Below are 25,745 nucleotides of genomic sequence, written 5' to 3' on the forward strand. Positions count from 1 at the left end.
TGCGCCCCCTGCATCACTCGTTAGGGGCAATGGCAGCGGCCGTGGACGCTGGCAGCATCTTCCTCGCAAGCTCTGGGTAATCACCTGAACACCCTCCGTACCCACTTCGTGCGCACAGCCACGAGAAGGGACGACCGATGCGCGAAGCACCGGAACCGAACGAGACGGTCGAGTACGAACCACCGCAGCTGGCCGAGGCCGGCGACTTCGCCGAGCGGACGCTCGGCTTCACCGGGGAACTGGCCGACAGCTGGGGCGGCCTCCACAGCACCTTCTGGTGACCCCGGGACGCAGCCCGCCGACGCCTTCCGCCCACCCTCCCCGCACCTCCGGACCGGGGGCGTCGCGTGCCGCCCCCAGGCCGGCGGCCCCCGCCCGGACGCGCACCGCCCGCCCCGGCAGGGGCCGCCCCCACCACCCGTCCCTCCCCGCCCGACCGGAACCGACCATGAGCCTCACGCCCGCATCGCACGCCAGGGGTGGTAAGTCATCGTGGATTTCGTCGTCTTCCCCGACCATCCCGCGACCGGCCCGCTGTGTCTGAACCTGCGGCGCGACCCCACCGTGCGCACGGTGCGCCACGCCTCCGGGCGCCCCTGGATCATGGGGCACTGGACCGATGACGAAGCCGTGGCGACCGGCCCGGGGCCGGACCGGCTGCTGCTGCTCGGCACGGCCTCGGCCGACACTGGGACCCTGGACCGGATGCTGCGCCGCCTGCGCCGCCTGGACGACCTGGACAGCCGGGTCCGCGAACTGCCCGGCAGCTTCTTCCTCCTGGCCGCGATGGACTCCCGCGTCCGGTGCCAGGGCAGCCTGTCGACGGTCCGGCAGGTCCACCACGCGGTCATCAACGGCATCACCGTAGCGGGCAGCCGCCCGCAGGACCTGGCGGCGCTGGCCCGCGAGGCGGCCGCCGTCGGACTTCCCACCGGTGCGCCCGGCCTCGGCTCGGTCGACGAGGAGAGCCTGGCCCTCCGGCTGCTCACCCCGTTCGCGCCGTACCCGCTCGCCCAGCGCCCGGCCTGGCGGGCGGTGGACGCCGTACCGCCAGGCCGCTACCTGACCCTGGGCGCCGACGGGAGCCACAGCACAGCGCGCTGGTGGCGGCCCCCGCAGCCCGACCTCTGGCTGGAGGACGCCGCCGAATCCGTACGCGACGCGCTGACCGAGGCCGTACGGGTACGCACCCGCCGCCCGGCCCTCAGCGCCGACCTCTCCGGCGGCATGGACTCCACCAGCCTGTGCTTCCTCGCCGCCCGCGAAGACACCCGGCTGATCACCACGGCCTGGGTCTGCCGGGACGAGGCCAACGACGACAACGTGTGGAGCGACCACGGCGCGGCCCTGCTGCGCACCGCCGAGCACCTGCCGCTCCCGTACACCGACGCGCCCACCTGGTACACCCCCCTGCCGCCCGCCCACACCGACCCGGCAGGCCCGCTCGCCGTGATCCGGGAGAGCGCCCGCCTCACCCACCAGGCCGGAATCGTCGCCGCCCACGGCTCCCGCGCCCACCTGGTCGGCGTCGGCGGCGACGAACTGTTCTCCCCCCGCCCGGTGGCGCTCAACTCCCTCGCCCGTACGGACTTCCGCTCCGCCGCCCGGCGCGCGTGCGCGGCCCGCCGCCTGGGCCGCTGGACGCTGGTCGACACCCTGCGCACCCTGTTCGGCGGCGCCCCGTACCCGCAGTGGCTGGAGTCCTGCGCCGACCGCATCACGCCCGGCGTACGGTACGGCGACAGCGGCGCCGACTGGGAGGTCGTACCGGCCATGCCGCCGTGGGCGCACCCGGACGCGGTGTCCACCGTCCGCCGCCTGGTCCGGGACGCCGCCGCCGCTGAGCCCGAGCCCTTCGCGCCGCTGCGCTGCCAGCACGAGACGCTGCGGGCCGCCGCCCGCGCCGGGGAGATCGTGCGCGGCGCGGCCGCCCTGACCGCACACCACGGTGTCACCTTCGAGGCCCCGTTCCTCGACGACAACGTCATCGAGGCCGCACTGACCGTACGGCTCGTCGACCAGGTCGCGGTCGGCTCGTACAAACCCCTGCTCAGCGCGGCCATGCGCGGCATCCTGCCGGACGCGGTACGGGCCCGCGGCACCAAGGGCGAACACAGCGCCGAGGTCTACGCGGGCCTGCGCCGCCACCGCCGGTCCCTGACCGCGCTCTGCGACGACTCGCGCTTGGCCGGACTGGGCCTGATCCGCCCCGAAGCACTGCGCACGGCCCTGACCTCACTCCAGCCCCTCGCGCACACCCTGCAACCCCTCGACCCCACCCTGGCGGCCGAGTACTGGCTGCGCTCCCTCCAGGAGACGCACGCCCCCACCCCCGCCCGCCCCACCGTTCCCGCCGCGGAAGGAGCCTGAACCCGATGGCGTTCGCCCTCGCCCCCCATGTCAGCAGCGTGCGCACCCCTGGAGGCATGGTGCTGCTCAACGCCCGTACGGGCCGCTACTGGCAGATGAACAACACCGGCGCGTTCGTCCTGGAACACCTCTTGGCAGGCGGCACCTGCGCATCGGCCGCCGACGAACTGCGCAACCGCCACCCCTCGGCAGCGGACCGGGTGGGCGCGGACGCCATCGCCCTGCTGGAATCTCTCAAGTCGGCGAAACTGGTGACCTCGTGAGCGTCCCCGTCTCCGTCGGCGCCCGCACACGCCTGCCCTTCACAGAGCGCTGTGCCGCCCTGACCTGCGTCGCCGTGGCGCGCCTTTTGACGCGCCGCTCCCCGCGCACACTCTGCCGCGCGCTGGAAACCGTACGGCGAGGCGCCCACCCGGCCACCGAACCGGAGGCCGCCCGCGCGCGGCACGCCGTCGTCACCGTGAGCATGCGCTGCGCCGGCAACGGCTGCCTGCAACGCTCCGTGGCCACCGCCCTGTTGTGCCGCCTGCGCGGCCGCTGGCCCCAGTGGTGCACCGGCGTCCGCACGGAGCCGTTCCGCGCCCACGCCTGGGTGGCGGTCGATGGCCGGCCCGTGGGCGAGCCGGACGACACACGGCTGTATCACCCGCTGTTGTCGGTTCCCCGCTGAGGCCGGACACCGAAGCGGTCAAAATTCCCGCCGCGACGGCGGGGAAGCAGCCTCCCCGCCCACCGGACCAGAGGCGCACCGGTCAAGCTTTACGCGGCGGCCCCATCCGTATAGCGCTGTCGCACACGTCCAACCGTGCCCGCCGCCCGCTCTCGTCCCATACCCGCACCCGCGTCCCCTTGGTGTCCCGCGGCGCCATGACCTCGGCAACCCCGTCAGTCACCAGGCAGTCCCCCGGGGCGGGATGCCCACGCGACGCGTCCCGGTAGCGCAGGTCGACCACCACCCCCGTACCGTTGGGCAAGTTCACCGCGCGAGCACGGCCGTGCCCCACGCCACCCGCCTCCGGCCCCTTCCCGACGTGCACCGAGAATCCCGGAAATCCCCGGAAGACGCACTCGCGCGCCCCGGTGTTGACCGCCGACAGCCGCCCCTCCCGGTGCGTACTGCGCGGCTTCTTCTTCAGCACCGTGACCTTCCACGTCAGGTCCTTGGTCGTACAGCTCGCGTGCAGCGCGTCGACACGCGGTTCGTCACAGGCGACCAGGCCACCGCTCAGGGCGAGCACGGCCAGGGCCGCCACGGTCAGCGGGCGCTTGCGCACGGGACCCCCTATTGTCCGGCTACGGTTCTTGCCGCCCATAGGGAGGGATTCCAACGCTTATAGGTTGCTTATACGGCAGAAATTCGGCCGCCGCTCATCATGCGCCCCCGCCCTCACCCGTCCCCCGTCAACGCCCCATCAACGCCATGTCCACCTCCGGCAACCACACCGCGCCCTCCGGCCACCGCAGCCACTCACGCTCCGCCGCCAGCCCCTGGCACGCCGCCCGCAACGCGTCCAGTCCTGCATGGCGCAGCCCACGCCGCCACACCATGGATATCGGCGAGAGCGGCACCGGATCGACGACCGGCCGCAGCACCATCCCCGGCACGTCGATGAACTCGACGCCGGCCAGCACCGACCAGCCCTGCTTGCGCACCACGCGCATGAACTCCGCCGACCCCTCTATCTCCGGAAACGGCGCCGCCATCGCGATGCCCCGCCCGGCGAAGAGGCGGGCGGCGAGGTCGGTCCACTCGGCGGTGTGCTCGTTCCCGGCCCCGGCGTAGAGGGTCTCGCCCGCGAGGGCGGCCAGGGGCACGACGCGACGGGCCGCCAGGGGGTGGGCCGCGTCCAGCAGGACGGCCATCGGCTCGTACCGTACGGGCAGGTGTTCCAGGCGGGCCCGGACGGCCGGGGGCAGGCCGGCGACGCGCCCGAAGGACACGTCCAGCCGCCCGGCGGCGAGTTCGGCCGCCGCGCCGGTCAGACCGCTGTGGTAGCGCGCGACGAGTTCGCACGCGGGGGCGAGGCGGCGGGCCTCCTCCAGGACGGTGTGCGCCGTGCCGATGGGAACACCGACATCGACCAGAAGAGGCCGGTCGTCGGCGGCGAGGAAGGCGGCGGCCAGGTCGTCGTGGGCGGCCAGCACGCGACGCGCGTACGGGAGCAGCCGGGCGCCGGCCTCCGTGAGGCCGACCCGGCGCGTCGTACGGTCGAAGAGGTCCGCGCCCACCTCCCGTTCCAGCCGCCGGATGTCGCGGCTGAGCGCCTGCTGGGCGACGTAGAGCCGGGCCGCGGCGCGGGTGAAGTGCAGCTCGTCGGCGACGGCGGTGAAGGCGCGGAGCAGGCGCGGGTCAAGATCTCGGGACACGCGCACATCGTGCCACCGGCGCGCGCGGGCCCGAACGCGCCGGCGTTCCCAGGGCACCGGCACACCGCGGCACCGGCGCGCACGGCCCCCGGACGCGCCGACCGCATTCACAACAAGAACGCGTGAATGCGCGCGATTCCGGTGTTGGACGCGGAACACCCCGCACCGCGACCGTAGTTACGTGATCCTCTTTCTCGCCTCCCGCCCCGTGACCGCCCCGCCCGTCCGACCCGCCCCACCCGTCCGCCGCCGGCCCCCCGCCACGCTCCGCCGCGTACTCGGACCGTACGGACGGATCTTCGCCCTCCCCGGCGCCCGCGCGTTCACCGCCGCCAACCTCCTCGCCCGGCTGCCCATGGGCATGTTCAGCGTCAGCGCGATCCTGATGATCGCCGGATCGCGCGGCTCGTACGCGCTGGCCGGCGCGGTCACCGCGACCGGGCTGGCGGCGACGGCGGTCGCCGGGCCGTGGACGGCGCGGCTGGTCGACCGGTACGGGCAGGCCAGGGTCGCCGTCCCCGCGACGGCACTGGCCGCCCTCGGCTCGCTGGCCCTGGCCCTCTGCGTCCACCTGGACGCACCGGCCTGGACGCTGTTCGCCGCGTACACCTGCACCGCGACCACGCCGAACACCGGCGGCATGGCACGCGCCCGCTGGGCCCACCTCCTGCGGGACGACCCGGGCGCGCTGCACACCGCCAACTCCTTCGAGCAGGCGGCCGACGAGGTGTGCTTCATGCTCGGGCCGGTGCTGGCGGCCTTCCTGTGCACCGGGCTCTTCCCGGAGGCGGGCACGCTGACCGGCGCGGTCCTGCTGCTGACCGGTGTGCTGCTGTTCGCCGCCCAGCGGCGCACCGAGCCGCCGGCCGCCCCCGCGACCGCCCGCCGCGGCGCCGGGCGGCTCGTGTTCTCGCTCCTGCCCCTGCTGCTGACCTTCCTCGCCACCGGCGCGGTCTTCGGCTCGCTGGAGGTCGTCACGATCGGCTTCACGGACGCGCACGGGCAGCGCGCCGTGGCGGGCGCGCTGCTCGCCCTCCAGGCGGCCGGTTCCTGTGCGGCGGGCCTGCTGTACGGGGTGCTGCGCCCGGACGGACCGGCGGACCGCCGCTTCGTACGGTGTGTCGCCGCCATGGCCGCGCTGATGTGGCTGCCGTTCACGGCCGTGAGCGCGGGCGGCGGGCTCCTCCTGGCGGCGGCGCTGCTGCTCGCGGGGATGGCCACGGCGCCGACCATGGTCACCGGCATGGGCCTGATCCAGTCGCGGGTCCCGGCGGGCCGTCTGAACGAGGGCATGACCCTGGCCGTCACCGCGCTGCTGACCGGCATCGCGGCGGGCTCGGCGGGCGGCGGCCGGGCCGTGCAGCACCTGCCGGAGGGAACCGCCGCGGGCTACACCGTGCCCGCCACGGCGGCCGCCCTGGCCCTGGCCGCGGCCGTCACCGCGTACGCCGTACGGGCCGCCCGGCGGCCGGCGTGACCAGGGGCGGCGGCAGCACGACGAAGGCCCCGCTGCCTGAGCAGCGGGGCCTTCGCCTCACATGGGGTGACGGGTCCGGGGGCCGGGGCCTCCGGTTCTCCGTCGAGTGGAGATGGCGGGAATCGAACCCGCGTCCAACGGTGCGGAAACAGGGCTTCTCCGAGCGCAGTCCGCTGCGATTTTCTCGGCCCCGGAGATCTCGCGGACAAGTCTCCGACGGGCTCAGTCACTGTGTGATTTCCTCCTAGGCCCCGTGACCGGACCTAGAAGTTTAGTTCCCTAGCTGATGCCAGGATCCGGGTCGGGAACACCCCCGGGCTGACACTTCGCAGGTCGCTACTTAGGCAGCGAGGGCGAAGGAATCGCGCTTGGTGTTGGCGATTATTTTTTGCGACATATGGTTTACGAGATCATTGCCGCTTCCTCGGCTCGCTTCCCCTGCTTCGACATCCGCTGTCGAAACCGATCATCCCCATGTTGTTTTATCAAGGTGGTGCCTGCACCGGCGTGCGGTGCGTAGCCCATCGTACGTGACCAACGCGCGACGATGCCAGCGTATTCCGCCCGGACGGCGGACCGGCCCGTTGCTCAGGCCCGCTCGCGCCGCTTGGCCGCCGAGATCGCCCGGTGCGCCTCGCGGCGGTCCTGCTGCTCGCGCAGCGTCTGCCGCTTGTCGTACTCCTTCTTGCCCTTGGCGAGCGCGATCTCGACCTTCGCGCGGCCGTTCTTGAAGTACAGCGACAGCGGCACGATCGTGTGGCTGGTCTCCTGGGACTTCGACTCCAGCTTGTCGATCTCCAGGCGGTGCAGCAGCAGCTTGCGCTTGCGGCGCGCGCTGTGGTTGGTCCACGTGCCCTGGGCGTACTCCGGGATGTGCACGTTGTGCAGCCACGCCTCGCCGCGGTCGATCTGCACGAAGCCGTCCACCAGGGACGCCCGCCCCTGGCGCAGCGACTTGACCTCCGTGCCGGTCAGCACCAGCCCGCACTCGTACGTGTCCAGGATGAGGTAGTCGTGCCGCGCCTTCTTGTGCTGGGCGATGAGCTTGCGGCCGGTACCGTCGTCCTTCTTGTTGTTCTTCTTGTTCGCCTTAGACGTCTTGGTCATAGTGAAGCCATTTTCGCACTACGCCCCGCCCCCGAGGCCACTCAATACCGTGCGGGCACGGGCCGGGGCGTCGTCCTCGGCGACCAGGTCCGGGGTGATGCCGCGGTCGTCGACCGTGCGGCCCGACGGTGTGCGGTAGTGGCCGACGGTCAGCTCGGCCACCGAGCCGTCCGGCTGCTCGCTGGGCAGCTGGACCGAGCCCTTGCCGAAGGTCGGCGTGCCGACGAGGACCGCGCGGCCACGGTCCTGGAGCGCCCCGGCCAGCAGCTCTCCGGCGCTCATCGTGCCGCCGTCCACGAGCACCGCGAGGGGGATCTGCGTGTTGCCGCCGTCCTTCGCGTACAGGGCGCGCTGGCTGCCGCGGACGTCGTACGTGGCGACCAGGCCGCCGTCCAGGAAGGCGGAGGCGGCGGTGACCGCCTCGCTCACCAGGCCACCGGTGTTGCCCCGCAGGTCGAGCAGCACGCCGCCGCGCGGGGAGGCGGCGCGCACCGCCCGGCGGATCTCCTCGCCCGTACCGCTGCTGAAGGCGCCGACCCGGATGCGGGTGGGCCCGTCCGGGCCGTCGGGGCGGTCGGTGGTCACGTTCTGGTCCCGCAGGCGGGCGCGGCGCAGGGTCTCGGTCCACTGCCGCGTGCCGCGCCGCACCTCCAGGGCGACGCTGCTGCCGGCACCCGGCTCCGGGCTGTCGGCGGCCGCTCCGGTGTCGCCGCGCAGCCGCGCCACGACTTCGGTGACCTGGCTGCCCCGTGAGGCCACGCCGTCCACCGCGCGCAGGTCGTCGCCGGGGCGCAGGCCGGCCTCCGCCGCGGGGCTGCCGGGCCGTACCCGGGAGACCAGGACGCGGCCGTCCGCCGCCTGCCGCAGCCACAGGCCCACGCCGACGTACTCGCCGTCCAGCTCGCGCTGGAAGTCCTCGTACTCGCGGGCCGAGAAGGCCGTGGACCAGCGGTCACCGCTGCGGCTGACGACGTCGTCCGCCGCGCCGGAGCCGGCCGGGTACGACCCCGCACGCGCCGGCCGGTGGACGTGGCCCGCCGCGGCGGCCGTACGTCCGGACGCCTGCCCGTCGCCCGCCGGGTGCCCGGTCTCCTTCCAGGTGCCCGCCGCCGCGCCGGTCGCCAGCACGCTCACGAAGACCAACGTCAGGGCCGCCCCGCGGCGGCTGCGGCGGGGCCGGACGAACAAACACGGGCCCGTCATGCCGGTGAGTGTAGGACAGAAAGAAGCGCCGTACGGGGAGTTGACCGTACGGCGCCCTTGGCATACGTCACACCTTGAGGTACTTACGGAGCGCGAAGAACGCGGCGAGCGCCGGCATCAACAGGCCGATCAGCAGCACCAGCGGCAGCACCGCCACGACCGAATCCCAGCCAATGAACTTGATGACCAGGATCTTCGTGGCCAGCCAGTTGTTGATCAGCACCCACTTGCCGCCGACGATCAGCACACACGCGAACACCGCTCCCAGCAGGCCCGCGATGGCCGCCTCCAGGATGAACGGCATCTGGATGTAGAAACTGGACGCGCCCACCAGGCGCATGATCCCGGTTTCCCGCCGCCGGCTGAACGCCGACACCCGCACGGTGTTGACGATCAGCATCAGCGCCACCACCAGCATCAGCGCCATCACCACCAGCGCGGCGATGTTCATGCCGTTGAGGAGGTTGAACAGCGGCTCGATGGTGTCGCGCTGGTCCTGCACCTCCTGGACGCCCGGCCGCTCGGAGAACGCCGACTTGATCACTTCGTACTTGGTGGGGTCCTTGAGCTTGACCCGGAAGGACTCCGGCAGCTGGTCGGGGGTGACCAGGCCCGCCACGGGCGTGTCGCCGAACTGCTCCTTGTAGTGCTTGTACGCCTGGTCGCTGGACTCGTACTGCACGTTCTGCACGATCGGCAGCCGGTCCAGCTCGGCCTTGATGTCGTTCTTCTGCTGCTCGGTGGCCGCGCCCTTGGCGCAGTTGGCCCCCGTCTCGGCGTCGTTCTTGTTGCAGAAGAAGATGGAGACGTTGACCTTGTCGTACCAGTAGCCCTTCATCGTGCTGACCTGGTCGCGCATCAGCAGCGAGGCGCCGAACAGGCCGAGGGAGAGGGCGACGGAGACGATGACCGCGAAGGTCATCGTGAGATTCCGGCGGAGACCGACGCCGATCTCCGACAGGACGAACTGGGCGCGCATGGCGTCCTTTCAGTGCTGGGGGCCGTACACGCTTAGTGCTGGTAGCCGTACACGCCGCGCGACTGGTCACGCACGAGCCGGCCCTTTTCTAGTTCCATGACGCGCTTGCGCATCTGGTCGACGATCTGCTGGTCGTGGGTGGCCATGACCACCGTCGTACCGGTCCGGTTGATCCGGTCCAGCAGCTTCATGATGCCGACCGAGGTCTGCGGGTCGAGGTTGCCGGTGGGCTCGTCCGCGATGAGCAGCAGGGGGCGGTTGACGAACGCCCGCGCGATGGCGACGCGCTGCTGCTCACCACCGGACAGTTCGCCCGGCATCCGGTCGTCCTTGCCGCCGAGGCCGACGAGGTCGAGCACCTCGGGGACCGTCTTGCGGATCTGGCCGCGCGGCTTGCCGATGACTTCGAGGGCGAAGGCGACGTTCTGTCCCACCGTCTTGTTGGGGAGCAGCCGGAAGTCCTGGAAGACGGTGCCCACCTGGCGCCGCATCTGCGGCACCTTCCAGTTGGACAGCTTCGCGAGGTCCTTGCCCAGTACGTGCACGGCGCCATGGCTGGCGCGCTCCTCCCGCAGGAGCAGTCGCAGGAAGGTGGACTTACCGGAGCCCGAGGAGCCCACCAGGAAGACGAACTCGCCGCGCTCGATCTCCAGGGAAACATCCCTGAGGGCGGGGCGGTTCTGCTTCGGGTAGGTCTTGGAGACGTTGTCGAATCGGATCACTGATGCACCACGGTCGACCTGGGTAGCGGCACGGGATGCCCCTGTCGCGGCTCCCGTCGGTGAGCGTGACCATACGCGAGTCTCGCGCGAAGGCGCAGTCGCCGTTCGGGGTTGGTGCGTTTATTCACGGCATCTACGGGGACAAAACGAACACATTCCGGCCCGTGGACCCGGGCGGTGCCGCCGAAAAGGCCGGAAGCCGACCGGGGCGCGCCGTTCCGCCGACGAGCTGGCACAGTGGTAGAGGGAACCAACGTGGTCCCTTGCGCGTTGCAGCGGTTGAGGAGGAGGTCGCATGACGTACGACCGGCTGGTGTGCGCCAACTGCGCGGCCCCTGTGAACGAGGGCCGCTGCCCCGTGTGCCGGGCCAGCAGGGAACGGCTGCAGGAGAACGGGCCGTTCGGCCAGGTGACGCCCGCGGCCGTGGTGGCACTGCTGGTGGCGCTGGTAGCGCTGGCGATGCTGATACACCAGGCCGCCTGAGACGGCCCCGGAGAGCCGGGGCCGGCGTGACGCTCCGGGTACGGAGGGTCACCGTTCACCTGGTGCCGTACGAGCACGCGGCGCACGGTGACGTGGCGTTCGGCGCACCGAAGGCAGAAGAGAACACCGAAGGGCCCGGAGCGCTGCTCGCGCTCCGGGCCCTTCGTCATGCGCTGCCCCGGGTGCGGGGCGGGGCCTGGTGTCAGGCCGCGGCCGCGCCGCCGTTCTTGTTGATCAGGCGCGGCATCAGGCGGAAGCCGATGCCACCGGCGATCATCGTCGCCGCGCCGACGAGCAGGAAGGTGGTGCCGGAGGCACCGGTCTCCGCGAGCTCGCCGCCCTTGGCCTGCTGCTGCGGCTGGCCCGGGGTGTTCACGATCTGCTCGTTGCCCTCGCCGGGCTGCTCGATCGGCTTGCTGCCCTCGTTGTCGGTGCCGGTACCGGTGCCGTCGTCGCTGCCACCGGAGGTGCTGCCGTTCGAGGTGCTGCCGCTGGTGTCGTCCGAGCCGCCGGAGTCACTGCCGCCGGTCTGGCTGCCGCTCTGGCCGCCGTTCTGGCTGCCGCCGGTCTGGCTGCCCGACTGACCGCCGCTCTGGCTGCCACCGGTCTCGTTGCCACCGGTCTGGCTGCCGGACTGGCCACCGGTCTCGTTACCGCCGGTCTGGCTGCCCGACTGACCGCCGCTCTGGCTGCCACCGGTCTCGTTGCCACCGGTCTGGCTGCCCGACTGGCCACCGGTCTCGTTACCGCCGGTCTGGCTGCCCGACTGGCCACCGCTCTGGCTGCCACCGGTCTCGTTGCCACCGGTCTGGCTGCCCGACTGGCCACCGGTCTCGTTACCGCCGGTCTCGTTGCCACCGGTCTGGCTGCCCGACTGACCGCCGGTCTCGCTGCCACCGGTCTCACTGCCACCGATCTCGCTGCCGCCGGTGTCACTGCCACCGGAGGTCAGGCCGCCGAAAATCCCGCCGAGGAAACCGCCCTCGTCCGGAGCACCGACCGTCTGCTCGGTGCCGACCGCCGAGGCGGCGCCGGCGGCGGTGAGCGACGCACCGGCCGCGATCACCGCACCGGCCGCAATGCGCGCTACGCGCAGCCGCGTCTTCTTCGTCATGTACTGCTACCCCCAGTAGCTCTACTCGTCATGGGAGCATCGCTGTTCGGGGCAGCGGCCGACCCGGGTAGGCGAGTCGCGGTACCGCCCTGCGGCCGTTGCACTCAGATCCCCGTTCACACGCACGCCCCAGACATACGCATGCCGCGTACCACCCTTCCCAGTTCTCACATCATCGTCAAGGTCAAATAAAGGCGCGATGACCGAATTGAGAGGAGTTGCGGGGTCCATGGACGTATGACTGTGACCAAATTGCCACATGGCCGGACGGCAGCAAAAAACAACTGCCGCTCAAAAAGCGGCAGTTGTTTCACAGAAAATCCAGAGAAAATCCATACGGCCTTTTGCCGCGGCTTACTTCCCCTGCTCCTGCTGCTTGCGCCAGCGGATGCCCGCCTCCAGGAAGCCGTCGATGTCACCGTCGAGCACGGACTGCGGGTTGCCGACCTCGAACTCGGTGCGCAGGTCCTTGACCATCTGGTAAGGGTGCAGCACGTACGACCGCATCTGGTTGCCCCAGGAATTGCCGCCGTCGCCCTTGAGCGCGTCCATCTTGGCCTGCTCCTCCTGGCGGCGGCGTTCGAGCAGCTTCGCCTGGAGGACGTTCATCGCGGTCGCCTTGTTCTGGATCTGCGAGCGCTCGTTCTGGCAGGAGACGACGATGCCGGTCGGGATGTGCGTCAGGCGCACCGCGGAGTCGGTCGTGTTGACGCCCTGGCCGCCGGGGCCGGAGGAGCGGTACACGTCCACGCGCAGCTCGGACTCGTCGATCTCGATGTGGTCGGTCTGCTCGACCACCGGCAGCACCTCGACGCCCGCGAAGGACGTCTGGCGGCGGCCCTGGTTGTCGAAGGGCGAGATACGCACCAGGCGGTGGGTGCCCTGCTCGACGGAGAGCGTGCCGTAGGCGTACGGCACCTGGACGGCGAAGGTGGTCGACTTGATGCCGGCCTCTTCGGCGTACGAGGTCTCGTACAGCTCGGTCTTGTAGCCGTGCCGCTCGGCCCAGCGCAGGTACATGCGCTGGAGCTTCTCGGCGAAGTCGGCGGCGTCCACGCCGCCGGCCTCGGCACGGATGTTGACGACGGCCTCGCGGGAGTCGTACTCGCCCGACAGGAGGGTGCGCACCTCCAGCTCGTCGACGGCCTTGCGGACGTCGGCCAGCTCGCTCTCGGCCTCGGCGCGGGTCTCGTCGTCCCCCTCGGCCTCGGCGAGCTCGAAGAGCACACCGACGTCGTCGACCCGGCCGCGCAGCTCCTCGGCCCGGCGCAGCTGGCCCTGGAGATAGGACAGCCGGCTGGTGATCTTCTGCGCGCTCTCCGGGTCGTCCCAGAGGGACGGCGCCGCGGCCTGCTCCTCAAGCGCGGCGATATCGGCCCTCATCTTGTCGAGGTCCAGGACGGCCTCGATCGACCCCATGGTCGAGGAGAGGGACTTCAGCTCTTCGGATACATCGACGACTGCCACGCACCCAGCCTAACGGCTGCCGCCGTCTGCGTGCCCCGAGCCTCGCGCCGCTCCCTGGGCGGCGGCGCGCGGAGGCATGCGAGGCGCGGTGCGGGGCGGCGTCCGGGACCGGTGGTGCGGGCTCCGCCCCGGCCGGCGGGGGGGGCCGGGGCGGCCGGGGGTCAGGGCGCGGGCCGCGGGGTCGTCGCGTCGGAGTGCTGGACGCCCGGCCTGGCGTCCCCGGAGTCGCCGTGCTGAGAGGCGAACCAGCCGCCGAGGCCGGCGGCGGCGACCACCGCCGCTGCGGCCAGGCCCAGCTTCACCCGGCGGCGGCGCACCGCCTCGCGGTGCCGGGCCGAGCCCGCCCGGGGCTCGCCGGCGGCGCGCGGGGCGCGGGCCGTGCCGTGCGCGCCGCCCGCCAGCTCGTCCGGGCCCGGGACGCGCATGCTCGTGTGCGTCTCGCGGTTGGAGTCGGGGGCGGCCGAGCCGTGGACGAGCGGCACGGCGCCGCGCGGCCGGGAGCCGCCCGGCGCGACCGGCGGGTAGAGGGCCTCGTCGTACGGGCCCGGCCCTGAGGCGGCGGCACCGGACGCGTACGGGCCGGTGGCGCTCTCCTCGGACTCCTCGGCGGACTGGTCGCCGTCGGGCTCGTCGATGTCCAGCGGCGGGTGGCCCGCCAGGCCCGGCAGGATCTCGCGCAGCCGGGCGGCCAGTTCGGGGGCGCGCAGCCGGGAGGCGGGTGCCTTGGCCAGGCACTGCAGGAGCAGCTGCCACAGCTCGTCGGGGATGCCGGGCAGCGGCGCGACGGCCTCGGTGACGTGGCGGCGCAGCACCGCGCCGGGGTGGCCGCCGCCGAAGGGGGTGAAGCCGGCGAGCATCTCGTACAGCACCGTGGCGAGCGCGTACACGTCGACGGACGCGCGCGGCGGCAGGCCCTCGATGATCTCGGGCGCGAGGTAGTCGGGTGTGCCGATCACCTTGGTGGCCCGGGTGTGCCGGGGCGTGTCGACGAGGCGGGCGATGCCGAAGTCGGTGAGCAGCGCGGGGTGCGCGCCGCCGGGCCCGAGCGGTCCCTGCATGTCCAGCAGGACGTTCTCGGGCTTGACGTCGCGGTGCACGACGCCGGCCTTGTGCGCGACGGCGAGGCCGTCGGCCACGTCGGCGGCGATGGCGACGGCGGCCTCCGGGGCGAGCCGGCGCTCCCGCTCCAGGCGGGTGCGCAGGTCCGTGCCGCGTACGAGGTCCATGACCAGGGCGAGGTCGTTGCCGTCGACCACCAGGTCGCGCACGCCGACGACGTGCGGGTGGTCCAGGCCGAGCAGCGCCGCGCGCTCCTGGACGAAGCGGCCGACCAGTTCCTGGTCGGCGGCGAGGTCCTCGCGCAGCAGCTTGATGGCGACGGCCCCCTCGGGTCCGTCGCCGAGCCATACCGTGCCGGCACTGCCGCGGCCAAGGATCTGGTGGGCGGTGTACCGGCTGCCGATCTTCCGTGCCAAGACTGCTCCGACGTGTCGGGCCCGCTGAGCGTCCTCAGGGGGCTGAAGGTGGCGTCAAAGCTACGCGGGTGCCGGGGGGTTCCGTGCCCAGGATGGGCACGGCTGTCACTTCTGTGGGGGAAATCGCCCGCTGGAAGTCGACAAATCCCCTCAGTCACCGTGCCGGACGCCACGGGCCGGACGTCACACGACGCCGCAGCGACCGGGCGTCACTTGTTGAACCAGGTGCCGACGTCCTTGAAGAAGTCCCGGACACTGCCGATGACGTCGCCGATCTGTTCGAAGTAGCCCTTGGTCGTACCGATCCACTCCTGGAGCGGGGAGAACTCCCAGACCGCCCAGCCGCCGACGAAGAGGATCACCAGCACGAACAGGCAGCCCTTCAGACAGCCCAGGCCCGGGATGCGCATCGGGTTGGCGCTGCGCTGCCGGGGCTCGCGGCGCGGCCGGGGCTCCCGCTCCGGCGGCCGCTCGGGCTCGTAGCGCTGGGGCGGCGGCTGCTGCCGGCGCGGCGCCTGCTGGGGCCGGCGCTGCGGCGGCTGGTAGGGAGCGGGGGCCTGCTGCTGGTACTGCGGCGGCTGCTGAGGACGCTGCGGGGGCTGCTGCGGCTGAGCGGGCTGCCGCTGCGGGCGGCGGCGCAGCGGGTCCTGGCCGGGGTCCAGGTACTGCGTCTGCTCGTTGCGGTCCCGGGCGGCCCGCATCTGGGACTCCCACGGGTGCGGCCCCTCGGGCTGACCGCCGGGCGGTACGGGGGGCAGCGCACGGGTCGGGTCGGCGCCGCCCTGCCCGTACCCCTGGCCGTCCTGTCCCTGGCCGCCGGGGCCGGAGGCGAGCACCTGGGTGGGGTCGGCGTCCGGGCCGCCCGGCCCGCCCTGGCCGCCCTGGCCGTTGGTGGACGGCAGCACGCTGGTCGCCGCGGCCGGATCGTACGAGCCGCCGGTCGACGGCAGCACCTGGGTGGGGTCGGCGTCGCCCGAACCGCCGGTGCCTGTGCCGGGCACCGTGGCGGGGGACGGGTCCGGCGCGAGCAGCGCGGCGACGCCGAGCGCGGCCTCGGCCTGCGCCGGGGTCGCGTGCACGCCGACGCCGGCGGCGACCGTGCGCAGCGCGCGGGCCAGGTTCTCGGCGCTGGGCCGCTCGCCGGGCTCCTTGCTCAGACAGCGCTCTATGACCGTCCACAGCGGCTCGGGGACGGTGGAGGGACGGCGCGGCTCCTCGCTGAGGTGACGGTGCAGCACTTCGAGGGCGCTGGCGCCGCCGAACGGCGGGCGGCCGGTGACCAGCTCGTACAGCAGGATGCCGGCGCCGTAGATGTCCACGGCGGAGGTCTGCGGGCGGCCCTCGGCGGACTCCGGCGCCACGTAGGCGGGGGTCCCGACGAACTCGTGGGTGCGGGTCAGTCCGGGCGAGTCCGCGAGGCGCGCGATGCCGAAGTCGGTGAGCATCGGGTGCAGCTCGGCGGTGTCGCCCTCGCCGGTCCCCTGGAGCAGGACGTTGGCGGGCTTCAGGTCACGGTGCACCACGCCGTCGGCGTGGCTGGCGGCCAGCGCGTCGGCGATCTGGGCGGTCAGCAGGGACGCGGCGACAGGGCTGAAGGGGCCGTTGTCGCGGAGGTAGCGGTGCAGGTCGGGGCCGTCGACGAGGTCCATGACCAGGGCGAGCAGATCACCCTCGACGACCAGGTCGCGGGTGCGCACGATGTTCGGGTGGGTCAGCCGCAGCAGGACGGACCGCTCCCGCAGGAAGCGCATCACGACGTCCGCGTCGTGCGCCAGCTCCTCCTTGAGGACCTTGATCGCAACCGTCTCGCCCGGCTCCCCGGCCACCGAGGCCTCGGCGCCCGCCGTCTCCCTCTGACGGGCACGCCAGACGGTGCCCGTGGCGCCGCGTCCCAGCGGCTCCTCAAGCAGGTACTTGCTGCCTACCGGCCGCACGTGCGCTCCCTGGTCGTGATCGATCCTTGCCGGGCCGGTGGGTCGCAGCGGCCCGTCGCCCCACTGTAGTGCCGCCGTACGGGCCGTACGGCGGGACGATCGGGCGGGGCTTGGGGGAAAGACGCGCATTGTGGACGGATGGTTGCGGGCGGACCGGGATCGGTGTCCACGTCAGGCCGAACAGCGAACGCCGATGATCGAAAACAGGCCGTTCCCTGTACCCGGTCAGGCGGTTTTCCGCCCGGGGATGATCAATCAAGATCACTGGGTGATGGTCGGCGGGCGTGTTGTCAGTGGCAGGTGCGAGGATGCACCCAGCACGGAAGCGGTGGGGGTACGGGGTCTCCGTCGCGCGCGTGCGGCGCGGGAGCACGATCCTCGCGCCTTGGGACTTGTACGTGCCGAGTGCCCGGGCGCGGCGGGGGAGGTCACGGGGCCCCCGCCGAACCGTCCGGGCGGAAGGGACCGCTGACGGCGATGCAGATCCGGCTGACCGTCCTCGGGCCGCGCAGCGGCCACCCCACGCGGGCCTGCGACGTCCTCGTCACGGCCCCCGCCGGGACGGCGCTCGCCACGGTCGCGAGCGGCCTCGCGGCCGCCGTGGCCGGGTCCGGCGCGGACATCGGCAGCAGCGGCAGCGGCAAGGGCGGTGCCGGCGCGTCCGGCGCCGGCGGCCCCGTCGTGCTGTACGCGGGCGGCGAGCGGCTGGATCCGCAGCGCGCGGCCGTCGGCGAGCCCCCGCTGATCGACGGCGCGGTGCTCTCCCTCGGCGCCCCCGGCCCCGCCCCGGCGCACGGCCTGCCGCACGGCGCGCCCCGGCTGCGGGTCGTCTCCGGGCCCGACGCCGGCGGGGTCCACCTGCTGCACGGCGGCCAGGGCGGCGCCATCCGCGTCGGCCGCTCCGCCGAGGCGGACGTGCCCCTCGACGACCCGGACGTCTCCCGGCTGCACTGCGCGGTGACGGTCGAGCCGGACGGCTCGGTGCTGGTCGCCGACCTCCGCTCGACCAACGGGACGGCCGTCGGCGGCGCCGAGGTCGGCGAGCGGCCGGTGCCGCTGCCGCCCGGCGCGCTGCTGCGCATCGGCGAGTCCGCGCTGCGCCTCCAGGCCGCACCCGCCGAGCCCGACCCGGCCCTGGTGTGCGCCCCCGACGGCGAGGGCCGGCTGCGCGTCTCCCAGCAGGACGCGGCCCCGGGAGGCGAGCGTCCCGGAGCGCCCACCGTCCCCGGCGCGCGGTCCGCCGCGCACGACCGGGACGCCCGCCGTCCCGCGGTGCCGCACCAGGCCTCCCCCGCCGTTCCCCCGGCCGCCCAGGGCGTCACGGCGCACGCCACCGGCCCGTACACCCCGTCCCCGTACGGCGACGCGTCCGCGTACCGCTCCCCTTCCCCGTACGACGCCCCCCGGCCGCAGGAGGAGCTGCCCGCCGGGTACGACAGCCCGGCGCGCCGCGGCACCCCGCTGCGCGGCACCCCGTACCCCGGCAGCCCGCAGGAGCGCTACGAGCCGTACGACCCGGACGCCGCCGGCTCGGATCAGACCCACGGAGGCGGGCAGGACCTCGCCCCTGCCGGGGACCACGACCCGCGCCGGGAAGAGGCGGCCGCCAAGGCCGCGCGCCGGGGCGGCATCGGGGCCTGGGCCCGCCGGCTGACCGGCGCCCGGCCCGCCGCCGAGCGCTCCGGGACCGGCCCCGCCCCCGCGCCGACCGTGTGGCAGGAGCAGCAGCGGCAGTCGCAGGCCGTGGCCTTCGGAGCGGCGGACCAGGCGTACGAGCCCATCGGCGAGCGGCTGAGCCCCGAGGCGGCCGACGAGCGGTGGCCCGACCCGGCGACGGTGCTCCTGACCGCGCTCGGCCCCGGGCCCCGGCTCTGGGAGCGCGGCCCCGACCACCCGGACGCGCTCACCGTCCGGCTCGGCACGGTAGCGCAGGACGGCGGCCGGTCCGCCGCGCCGGTGACGGTCGAGCTGCGCAAGGCGGGCGCCCTGGGGCTCGCCGGGCCGCGCGCCCGGCTCGGCGGCCTCGCCCGCGCCACCGTCGCGCAGCTCGCCGCCCTGCACTCCCCCGCCATCCTGGAGATCGTGCTGATCAGCACGGACCGGGCGCGCTCCCTGGAGGACCGGCTGGCCGACTGGTCCTGGCTCGGCTGGCTCCCGCAGGTGCGCCCGGCCCACGCCCAGGACTGCCGGCTGCTGCTCGCGTACGAGAAGGAGCAGGCGACGGCCCGTACGGCGGAGCTGGCGCGCCGCCTGGACGACGGACCGCTGGGCCCGCACTGGGCCGGTGCCGACCGCTCCGCCGTCGCCTCCGCCGCCGCGCGCTACAACGGCCCGTACACCCTCCTGATCGTGGACGGCGACCCCGGCTCTTCCGCGCTGCGCGAGACGACGGCCCGGCTCGCGGCGAGCGGCCCGGCGGCCGGCATCCATGTGCTGTGCCTGGCCGAGACGCCCGCCGCCACCCCGGCCTTCCCGCTGGCCTCGACGTACGAGGCCGCGCGTACGGCGTCGCCCGCGTTCGGCGAGTGCGGCGCGGTCGCCGTGCTGAGCGGTGACGTCGCCACAGCGCTGCGCGTCGTGCAGCCCGGCACGGGTCCGAACGGCACGGTCGCCGCGGTCGACGCGGTCTCCGGCGCCTGGGCCGAGCGGTTCGCGCGCGCCCTCGCGCCGCTGCGCGAGGCCGACACGGGCGCCGGCCTCGGCGGGCGCCCGGCACGCAGTGCGGCCGTACCGCTGCCGGACACCTCCCGGCTGCTGGACGAGCTGGGCCTGGCGCGGGCCACCCCGGCGTCGCTGCTGGTCCGCTGGGCCGCCGCCGCGGACCCCGGCCGGGCGGGCGCCGCCGCCGTGCTGGGCGCGGGCCCGCACGGTCCGCTCTGCGCCGACCCGGCGGCCGACGCCTGCCACCTGCTGGTGACCGGCGGCCCGGGCAGCGGCAAGACGGAGCTGCTGCGCTCGCTGGCCGCCTCGCTCGCCGCCGCCGACCGCCCGGACCTGCTCTCCCTGGTCCTGGTGGACGGCGCGGGCCCGGAGCGCGGCGAGGGCCTGCGGGCGTGCACGGAACTGCCGCACGTGACCACCCATCTGACGGCCTCCGACCCGGTGCGGATGCGGCAGTTCGCGCAGGCGCTCAGCTCCGAGCTGAAGCGGCGCGCCGAGACGCTGGCCGGCGCGGACTTCGCCGAGTGGCGGGCCGAGCACCTCCCGGCGCCGCGTACCCCGGCACCCCGGCGCCCGTCCGAGGGCCCGTCCGGCTCCTCCGCCGCCGAGCCGGACACCACCTCGACGGGCACCTTGCGGCTGCGGGCGCGCAGCGCTCCCGGGCCCGGCCCCGAGGGGCGGGCGCCGCAGGCAGAGCCGATGTCCCGGCTGTTCGTGCTGGTCGACGACTTCGACGCGTTGGTCTCCCCGGCCCTGGGCAGTACGGGCCGCCCGGCGGCCGGTTCGGTGGTGCGCGCGCTGGAGGCGGTGGCGCGGGACGGCGCGGCGCTCGGTGTGCATCTGATAGCGGCCACCGGCCACCCGGACCGTACGGCCGAGACGGCCACGGACCGCGCGGCCGGACTGCGCGTGGAGCTGGGCCCGGTGGCGGACGCGGCCGAGCCGGTGCCGCCGGGGCGCGGACGGCTGCACCGTACGGCGGACGCCTCCGTCACGCCGTTCCAGGCCGGCCGGGTGACCGGGCGGATACCCCGTACGTCCACGCTCCGCCCCACGGTCGTCCCGCTGGAATGGGAGCGGATGGGCGATCCGCCGGCCCGCCGCCCGCTGCGCGAGCTGGGCAACGGGCCGACCGACCTGGCCCTGCTGGCCAGCGCCTTGCAGCGGGCCGCCCAGTCCGCCGGCGCGCCCGCCGCCCCGCCGCTGCTCTGAGAACCGGTGCCCGGGCCCCGGTGACGGGTCGCGCGTGGCGCGATCGTGAGGTGTACGCGAGGGGTAACGGGCCGGTCACGAAAGGCCAGTTGGGGCGGGAGGCGGTATTGCGGGGCCGGTGATCCGGGCGTAGGACTGTGCCCGGCGGACCGTCGCACGGCGCGGACCGCCGCACGGCGCTCAGTGCACCGACGGGAGGGGCTTACGGGGATGGGCACTTCACGCACACGGCGCGCCGGCGCGCGCACCGCGACCACCGGCCGCACGGCGGGCAGCACGGCGGCCGCCCGCACCCGCACCACGGCAACGGCCCGCGCCGCCCTGGCACTTGCCGCAGCGGGCGCCCTGACGCTGACCGCCTGCAGCGGCAACGGCGGCAACGGCGGCGGGGACAAGGGCGAGGGCGGCGGCAAGGGCAGCGGCGGCGTCTCCGTCCAGCTCCCCCAGCTGACCGGCCAGAAGCTCCAGGTCGCGGCGGTGTGGACCGGCCCGGAGCGGGCGAGCTTCCTGAAGGTGCTGGAGGAGTTCGAGCGGCGCACCGGCGCGACCGTCGACTACATCCCCAGCGGCGACGACATGGCCGGCTTCATCGGCTCGAAGATCGCCGGCGGCGGGCAGCCGGACGTGGCGTTCCCGCCGCAGGTCGGCGTGTTGCGGGAGTTCGCCCGCAAGGGCTGGCTCAAGCCGCTGGGGCCCGAGGCCAAGGGGCAGCTGGCCAAGAACTTCTCGCCGGGCTGGCGGAAACTGGGCGCGTACGACGGCACCGAGTACGGCGTGTACTACAAGGCCAGCAACAAGTCGCTGATCTGGTACAACACCAAGGCGTTCGAGAACGCCGGGGTGGGCGAGCCGAAGACCTGGGCGGACTTCCTGAAGACCGCGCAGACCATCTCCGACTCCGGGGTGGAGCCGGTGTCGGTGGGCGGCGCGGACGGCTGGACGCTGACCGACTGGTTCGAGAACGTCTACCTCTCCCAGGCCGGCCCGGAGAAGTACGACCAGCTGGCCCAGCACAAGATCAAGTGGACCGATCCGTCCGTCAAGAACGCGCTGAGCGCACTCGGTCAGCTCTTCGGCAAGCCGGGCCTGCTGTCCGGCGGCGCCGGCGGCGCGCTGCAGACCCAGTTCCCCACGTCGGTCACCCAGACCTTCAGCGGCGACCAGCCGAAGGCCGCCATGGTCTCCTCCGCGGACTACGCCGCCACCAACATCGCGCAGACCAAGTCCAAGGTCGGCACGGACGCCAAGGTCTTCCCGTTCCCCGCGGTCGGCGCCAAGTCGCCGGTGGTGACCGGCGGTGACGCGGCGGTGGCCCTGAAGGACACCAAGGGCGCGCAGGCGCTGCTCACCTTCCTCGCCTCCACGGACGCCGCGAAGATCTGGGCGCAGGCCGGCGGCTTCGTCTCCCCCAACAAGGAGCTGGACCAGGCCGCGTACGTCAACGACACGATGCGCGAGATCGCCCAGGCGCTGATCAAGGCGGGCGACGACTTCCGCTTCGACATGTCCGACCAGGCGCCGGCGAGCTTCGGCGGCAAGCCGGGCCAGGGCGAGTGGAAGGACCTCCAGGACTTCCTGAAGAACCCCAAGGACATCGCGGGCACCCAGAAGAAGCTGGAGCAGGACGCCGCCAAGGCGTTCGGCAGCTGAGACCCGGAGCCTTCCGTACGGCGGTGGGCCGCGCCGGCCCGCCGCCGCGCAGCGCACCCACCGTGCGCACCGCCGCCGACCGCATCGACCGGGGGACACCACCATGAACGCTGCGACCGCGGGCGGGCCGGCCGGCCCGGTCCGTCCGCGCACCGGCACGCTGCGCCGGGTCAAGAGTGTGGCGGGCACCCGCCCCTGGGTCGCCGCCGTCTTCCTGCTGCCCGCCTTCGTCCTGCTCGGGGCGCTGGTCGTCTACCCCATCGGCTTCTCGGTCTACCGGAGCCTGTTCGACGCGTCCGGTGACGGGTTCGTGGGCCTGGGCAACTACGGCGAGCTCTTCACCGACGAGCGCATCCGCATCGCGCTGAAGAACAACGTCATCTGGGTCGTGGTGGCCCCGACCGTGGCCACCGCCCTCGGCCTGATCTTCGCGGTGCTGACCGAACGGGTCCGCTGGGGCACCGCCTTCAAGCTGGTCGTCTTCATGCCGATGGCGATCTCGATGCTGGCCGCGGGCATCATCTTCCGGCTGGTGTACGACCAGGACCCGGAGCGCGGCGTCGCCAACGCCGTGTGGGTGGGCGTCCATGACACCTTCGCGGAGCCCGCGCCGTACCCGGGCGCCAAGCCGCGGCCCAGCGCCGGACTGACGGCGTCCGGCGGCGCGTACACCACCGCGAAGCCGGCGCGGGCGGGCGACCCGGCGAACCTGCCCCTGGTGGCCGTACAGCCCGGCGACCTGGGCGGCGCCCGCCCGGCGACCGCCGCGCGCCCGGAGCCGGGCAAGGTCACCGGCACCGTCTGGCTGGACTTCACCCGCGGTGGCGGCGGCACTCCGAACATCGTCGACCGCTCCGAGAAGGGCCTGCCCGGCCTGACGGTCGAGGCGGTCAGGAACGGCCGGACCGTGGCGAGCACCACCACCGGCCCTGACGGGCGGTTCACGCTGCCCGCCGCGGCGGACGGCGCCCTGCTGCGGCTGCCGGCGGCGAACTTCGCCGAGGCGTACAACGGCGTGAACTGGCTCGGCCCGGCCCTGGTCACCCCGGCCATCATCGGCGCGTACGTGTGGATGTGGGCCGGGTTCGCGATGGTGCTGATCGCGGCGGGCCTGGCCGGGATGCCGCGCGAACTGCTGGAGGCGGCGCGGGTGGACGGCGCCAACGAGTGGCAGGTCTTCCGCCGGGTGACGGTGCCGCTGCTGGCGCCCGTCCTGATCGTCGTGCTGGTCACGCTCATGATCAACGTGCTGAAGATCTTCGACTTGGTCTACATCATCGCGCCGGGCTCCAGTCTCAAGGACGCCAACGTGCTCGCGCTCCAGCTCTTCCAGTCGTCCTTCGGCACGGATGTGGACCAGGGCATCGGCAGCGCCATCGCGGTGTTCCTGCTGCTGCTCGTACTGCCGGTGATGTACGTCAATCTCCGGCGCCTACGGAAGGAGCGCGGGCGATGACGACCGCCGACGGTGCCGTACGGGCCAAGCAGTCCCTGCCCGCCCGGATCGCGGCCCGCACGGGCGGCGGCGTCCTGCGGGTCGTACTGATCCTGACCGGGCTGTTCTGGCTGATGCCGACGATCGGCCTGCTGGTGTCCTCGCTGCGCTCGCCGCAGGACATCGCCGAGTCCGGCTGGTGGCAGGTCTTCGCCGAGCCGGCGGAGCTGACCTGGTCCAGTTACGGCCATCTCCTGGAGAACGACAAGGTGATGGACTCACTGCTGACCACCGCGCTGATCACGGTGCCGGCGACGGTGCTGGTGGTGATCATCGGGGCGCTGGCCGGGTACGCGTTCGCCTGGATGGACTTCCCCGGCCGCGACGCGTGGTTCATGGTCGTCGTCGGCCTGCTGGTGGTCCCCGTGCAGGTCGCGCTCATCCCGGTGGCCAAGCTGTTCGGCGCGGTCGGACTGTTCGAGACGACGCCCGGCGTGATCCTCTTCCACACCGCTTTCGGCCTGCCCTTCGCGGTGTTCCTGCTGCGCAACTTCTTCGCCGAGATCCCGCGCGAACTGCTGGAGGCGGCCCGGCTGGACGGCGCCAACGAGATACGCCTGTTCACCCGGGTGGTACTGCCGCTGGGCGGGCCCGCCATCGCCTCACTGGGCATCTTCCAGTTCCTGTGGGTGTGGAACGACCTGCTGGTCGCGCTGATCTTCGCGGACAGCGGCAACCCGCCGATCACGGTCGCGCTCCAGCAGGAGGTGCGGCAGTTCGGCAACAACATCGACGTGCTGGCGCCCGGCGCGTTCCTGTCGATGGTGGTCCCGCTGGCCGTCTTCTTCGCCTTCCAGCGGCAGTTCGTCTCCGGCGTGATGGCGGGCGCGGTGAAGTGAGCACCGCGGCGCCCGACGGGTGCGCAGGGGGTACGGGAACGGGCGCGGTGACGTAAGGGAACGCTGTGCCGTACGCCACTTTCCGTTCACGTCGCTGCCCCACGATGACGGGCACGACGCAGGCCGCCGCACGGGCCCTCCGCTGCCCGCGACCGGGCCCCGCCCCCTCGACCGTCTGGAGACGGACCGCACATGACTGCCCGCACCGCAGACCTCAGTGACGGACAACTCCCGCGCCCCGGGCGGCTGTCCGACGTCAAGGGCTGGTTCTTCACCGCCGACCAGCTGCTCTTCGACTGGTTCCTGGCCCGCCAGCAGGAGCGGGCCGAGCCGGGCGACCTCCTCGAACTCGGCGCGTACCTGGGCAAGAGCGCCATCTTCATGGGCGCCCGGCTGCGCCCCGGGGACCGCTTCACGGTCTGCGACCTGTTCGACTCGCCCGCCGAGGACGCCTCCAACTCCCAGGAGATGGCCAAGTCCTACGCCACGCTGACCCGCCGCGCCTTCGAGGCGAACTACCTCTCCTTCCACGACGAGCTGCCCGAGATCGTGCAGGGCCTCAGCTCCAGCGTCGCGCACCACGTCGAGCCGGGCAGCTGCCGCTTCGCGCACATCGACGCCTCGCACCTGTACGAGCACGTGCACGGCGACATCGTCACGGTGCGCGACCTGCTCACGCCCCAGGGCATCGTCGTCCTCGACGACTTCCGCGCCGAGCACTGCCCCGGGGTGGCCGCCGCCACCTGGCAGGCGGTCACCGGCCAGGCACTGCGCCCGGTCTGCATCACGCCGACCAAGTTCTACGGCACGTGGGGCGACCCCGCGCCCGTACAGGCCGCGCTGCTGGCCTGGCTGACCGGCCGCGAGGGCATGTGGCACGAGGTGCAGGAGGTCAACGGGGCACCGCTGATACGGCTGAGCGCCAAGGGTGCCGAGGAGCCCGCGCACCCGGTCTCCCGGCACCGTACGGAAGCAGCGCGGAACGGCACCCCGGCTGCCACCGCTGCCACGGCCTCCGCCTCCTCCGGGCCGCAGGCTCCCGCCCGCGCCGCCGCGTCCCGTCCGGCGGCCGCCCGCCCGCGCCGCAGCCCGGCGCGCCGCCTCGCGGTGAACGTCCTGCCGCCGTTCATCACCAAGGCCGTCGTCGCCGCCCGCCGCCGCTCGGCGGGCCGCTGAGGGCCGCCGGCCC

Annotated in this window: 21 protein-coding genes and 1 other RNA gene; 11 read left to right on the forward strand and 11 right to left on the reverse strand. The window is 73.5% G+C overall.

Annotation, left to right across the window (positions count from 1 at the left end; translation table 11 throughout):
* Positions 1–137: 137 nt before the first annotated feature.
* The 4 genes from ACZ4Z1_RS14810 (at position 138) to ACZ4Z1_RS14825 (ending at position 3,040) form a co-directional block, all read left to right on the forward strand.
* Positions 138–281, forward strand: coding sequence for a lasso RiPP family leader peptide-containing protein (locus ACZ4Z1_RS14810; protein WP_468486959.1), 144 nt, complete (start codon positions 138–140; stop codon positions 279–281).
* Positions 282–492: 211 nt separating this feature from the next.
* Positions 493–2,370, forward strand: a complete 1,878-nt coding sequence (locus tag ACZ4Z1_RS14815; protein ID WP_468486960.1) for an asparagine synthase-related protein — start codon at positions 493–495, stop codon at positions 2,368–2,370.
* 5 nt (positions 2,371–2,375) lie between these two features.
* Entirely contained in the window at positions 2,376–2,633 is a 258-nt protein-coding gene (locus ACZ4Z1_RS14820) for a lasso peptide biosynthesis PqqD family chaperone (RefSeq protein ID WP_468486961.1), read from the forward strand.
* Positions 2,630–3,040 carry a lasso peptide biosynthesis B2 protein gene (locus ACZ4Z1_RS14825; RefSeq protein ID WP_468486962.1) on the forward strand — a complete coding sequence of 137 codons (411 nt, stop codon included), beginning with the start codon at positions 2,630–2,632 and terminating at the stop codon, positions 3,038–3,040. The genes ACZ4Z1_RS14820 and ACZ4Z1_RS14825 overlap by 4 nt, the downstream gene beginning before the upstream one ends.
* 82 nt (positions 3,041–3,122) lie before the next feature.
* Here ACZ4Z1_RS14825 and ACZ4Z1_RS14830 read toward each other — a convergent pair whose 3' ends face one another.
* Both ACZ4Z1_RS14830 and ACZ4Z1_RS14835 read right to left on the reverse strand, forming a co-directional pair.
* Positions 3,123–3,644 carry a DUF4232 domain-containing protein gene (locus tag ACZ4Z1_RS14830; RefSeq protein WP_468486963.1) on the reverse strand — a complete coding sequence of 174 codons (522 nt, stop codon included), beginning with the start codon at positions 3,642–3,644 and terminating at the stop codon, positions 3,123–3,125.
* A 127-nt stretch (positions 3,645–3,771) separates the two neighbouring features.
* Complete coding sequence (locus tag ACZ4Z1_RS14835) at positions 3,772–4,737, reverse strand: LysR family transcriptional regulator (RefSeq protein ID WP_468486964.1); 966 nt, start codon at positions 4,735–4,737, stop codon at positions 3,772–3,774.
* A gap of 181 nt (positions 4,738–4,918) precedes the next feature.
* On the opposite strand from ACZ4Z1_RS14835, the gene ACZ4Z1_RS14840 reads away from it, so the two are divergent.
* Positions 4,919–6,214: an MFS transporter gene (locus tag ACZ4Z1_RS14840; protein WP_468486965.1), complete on the forward strand. Its 1,296-nt coding sequence runs from the start codon at positions 4,919–4,921 to the stop codon at positions 6,212–6,214.
* 104 nt (positions 6,215–6,318) lie between these two features.
* Here the strand turns inward: ACZ4Z1_RS14840 and ssrA are convergent.
* From ssrA to ftsE, 5 genes are all read right to left on the reverse strand, one after another.
* Positions 6,319–6,688: a transfer-messenger RNA gene (ssrA, locus tag ACZ4Z1_RS14845) on the reverse strand.
* Positions 6,689–6,802: 114 nt separating this feature from the next.
* Positions 6,803–7,321 carry an SsrA-binding protein SmpB gene (gene smpB, locus ACZ4Z1_RS14850; protein WP_468486966.1) on the reverse strand — a complete coding sequence of 173 codons (519 nt, stop codon included), beginning with the start codon at positions 7,319–7,321 and terminating at the stop codon, positions 6,803–6,805.
* Positions 7,322–7,339: 18 nt separating this feature from the next.
* Entirely contained in the window at positions 7,340–8,524 is a 1,185-nt protein-coding gene (locus ACZ4Z1_RS14855; protein ID WP_468486967.1) for a S41 family peptidase, read from the reverse strand.
* 67 nt (positions 8,525–8,591) lie between these two features.
* Positions 8,592–9,503 carry a permease-like cell division protein FtsX gene (ftsX, locus tag ACZ4Z1_RS14860; protein ID WP_468486968.1) on the reverse strand — a complete coding sequence of 304 codons (912 nt, stop codon included), beginning with the start codon at positions 9,501–9,503 and terminating at the stop codon, positions 8,592–8,594.
* 32 nt (positions 9,504–9,535) lie between these two features.
* Positions 9,536–10,225 carry a cell division ATP-binding protein FtsE gene (gene ftsE / locus ACZ4Z1_RS14865; protein ID WP_030025118.1) on the reverse strand — a complete coding sequence of 230 codons (690 nt, stop codon included), beginning with the start codon at positions 10,223–10,225 and terminating at the stop codon, positions 9,536–9,538.
* A gap of 295 nt (positions 10,226–10,520) precedes the next feature.
* Between ftsE and ACZ4Z1_RS14870 the strand changes: the two genes are divergently transcribed.
* Positions 10,521–10,709, forward strand: a complete 189-nt coding sequence (locus tag ACZ4Z1_RS14870) for a hypothetical protein (protein WP_468486969.1) — start codon at positions 10,521–10,523, stop codon at positions 10,707–10,709.
* 202 nt (positions 10,710–10,911) lie between these two features.
* On the opposite strand, the gene ACZ4Z1_RS14875 is transcribed toward ACZ4Z1_RS14870, so the two are convergent.
* The 4 genes from ACZ4Z1_RS14875 to ACZ4Z1_RS14890 all read right to left on the reverse strand — a co-directional run bounded on the left by ACZ4Z1_RS14875 (position 10,912) and on the right by ACZ4Z1_RS14890 (position 16,699).
* Positions 10,912–11,823, reverse strand: coding sequence for a hypothetical protein (locus ACZ4Z1_RS14875; protein WP_468486970.1), 912 nt, complete (start codon positions 11,821–11,823; stop codon positions 10,912–10,914).
* 354 nt (positions 11,824–12,177) lie between these two features.
* Positions 12,178–13,290 carry a peptide chain release factor 2 gene (prfB, locus tag ACZ4Z1_RS14880; protein ID WP_468486971.1) on the reverse strand — a complete coding sequence of 371 codons (1,113 nt, stop codon included), beginning with the start codon at positions 13,288–13,290 and terminating at the stop codon, positions 12,178–12,180.
* Positions 13,291–13,451: 161 nt separating this feature from the next.
* A complete protein-coding gene (locus ACZ4Z1_RS14885) occupies positions 13,452–14,765 on the reverse strand; it encodes a serine/threonine-protein kinase (protein WP_468486972.1) in 1,314 nt (437 codons plus the stop codon).
* Between the two features lie 209 nt (positions 14,766–14,974).
* A complete protein-coding gene (locus ACZ4Z1_RS14890; RefSeq protein WP_468486973.1) occupies positions 14,975–16,699 on the reverse strand; it encodes a serine/threonine-protein kinase in 1,725 nt (574 codons plus the stop codon).
* 477 nt (positions 16,700–17,176) lie between these two features.
* Here ACZ4Z1_RS14890 and ACZ4Z1_RS14895 point away from each other — a divergent pair, with 477 nt between their 5' ends.
* From ACZ4Z1_RS14895 to ACZ4Z1_RS14915, 5 genes are all read left to right on the forward strand, one after another.
* A complete protein-coding gene (locus ACZ4Z1_RS14895) occupies positions 17,177–20,572 on the forward strand; it encodes an FtsK/SpoIIIE domain-containing protein (RefSeq protein ID WP_468486974.1) in 3,396 nt (1,131 codons plus the stop codon).
* Positions 20,573–20,782: 210 nt separating this feature from the next.
* The gene (locus tag ACZ4Z1_RS14900) at positions 20,783–22,222 is read left to right on the forward strand and encodes an ABC transporter substrate-binding protein (RefSeq protein ID WP_468486975.1); all 1,440 of its coding nucleotides are present in this window, start codon (positions 20,783–20,785) and stop codon (positions 22,220–22,222) included.
* A gap of 103 nt (positions 22,223–22,325) precedes the next feature.
* Positions 22,326–23,678, forward strand: coding sequence for a carbohydrate ABC transporter permease (locus ACZ4Z1_RS14905; RefSeq protein WP_468486976.1), 1,353 nt, complete (start codon positions 22,326–22,328; stop codon positions 23,676–23,678).
* A complete protein-coding gene (locus ACZ4Z1_RS14910) occupies positions 23,675–24,556 on the forward strand; it encodes a carbohydrate ABC transporter permease (protein WP_468486977.1) in 882 nt (293 codons plus the stop codon). Before ACZ4Z1_RS14905 ends, ACZ4Z1_RS14910 begins: the two co-directional genes overlap by 4 nt.
* Before the next feature lie 192 nt (positions 24,557–24,748).
* Positions 24,749–25,732, forward strand: coding sequence for a class I SAM-dependent methyltransferase (locus tag ACZ4Z1_RS14915; RefSeq protein WP_468486978.1), 984 nt, complete (start codon positions 24,749–24,751; stop codon positions 25,730–25,732).
* The last annotated feature ends 13 nt before the right edge of the window (positions 25,733–25,745 follow it).

Source organism: Streptomyces sp. NPDC030165, from assembly GCF_055573595.1.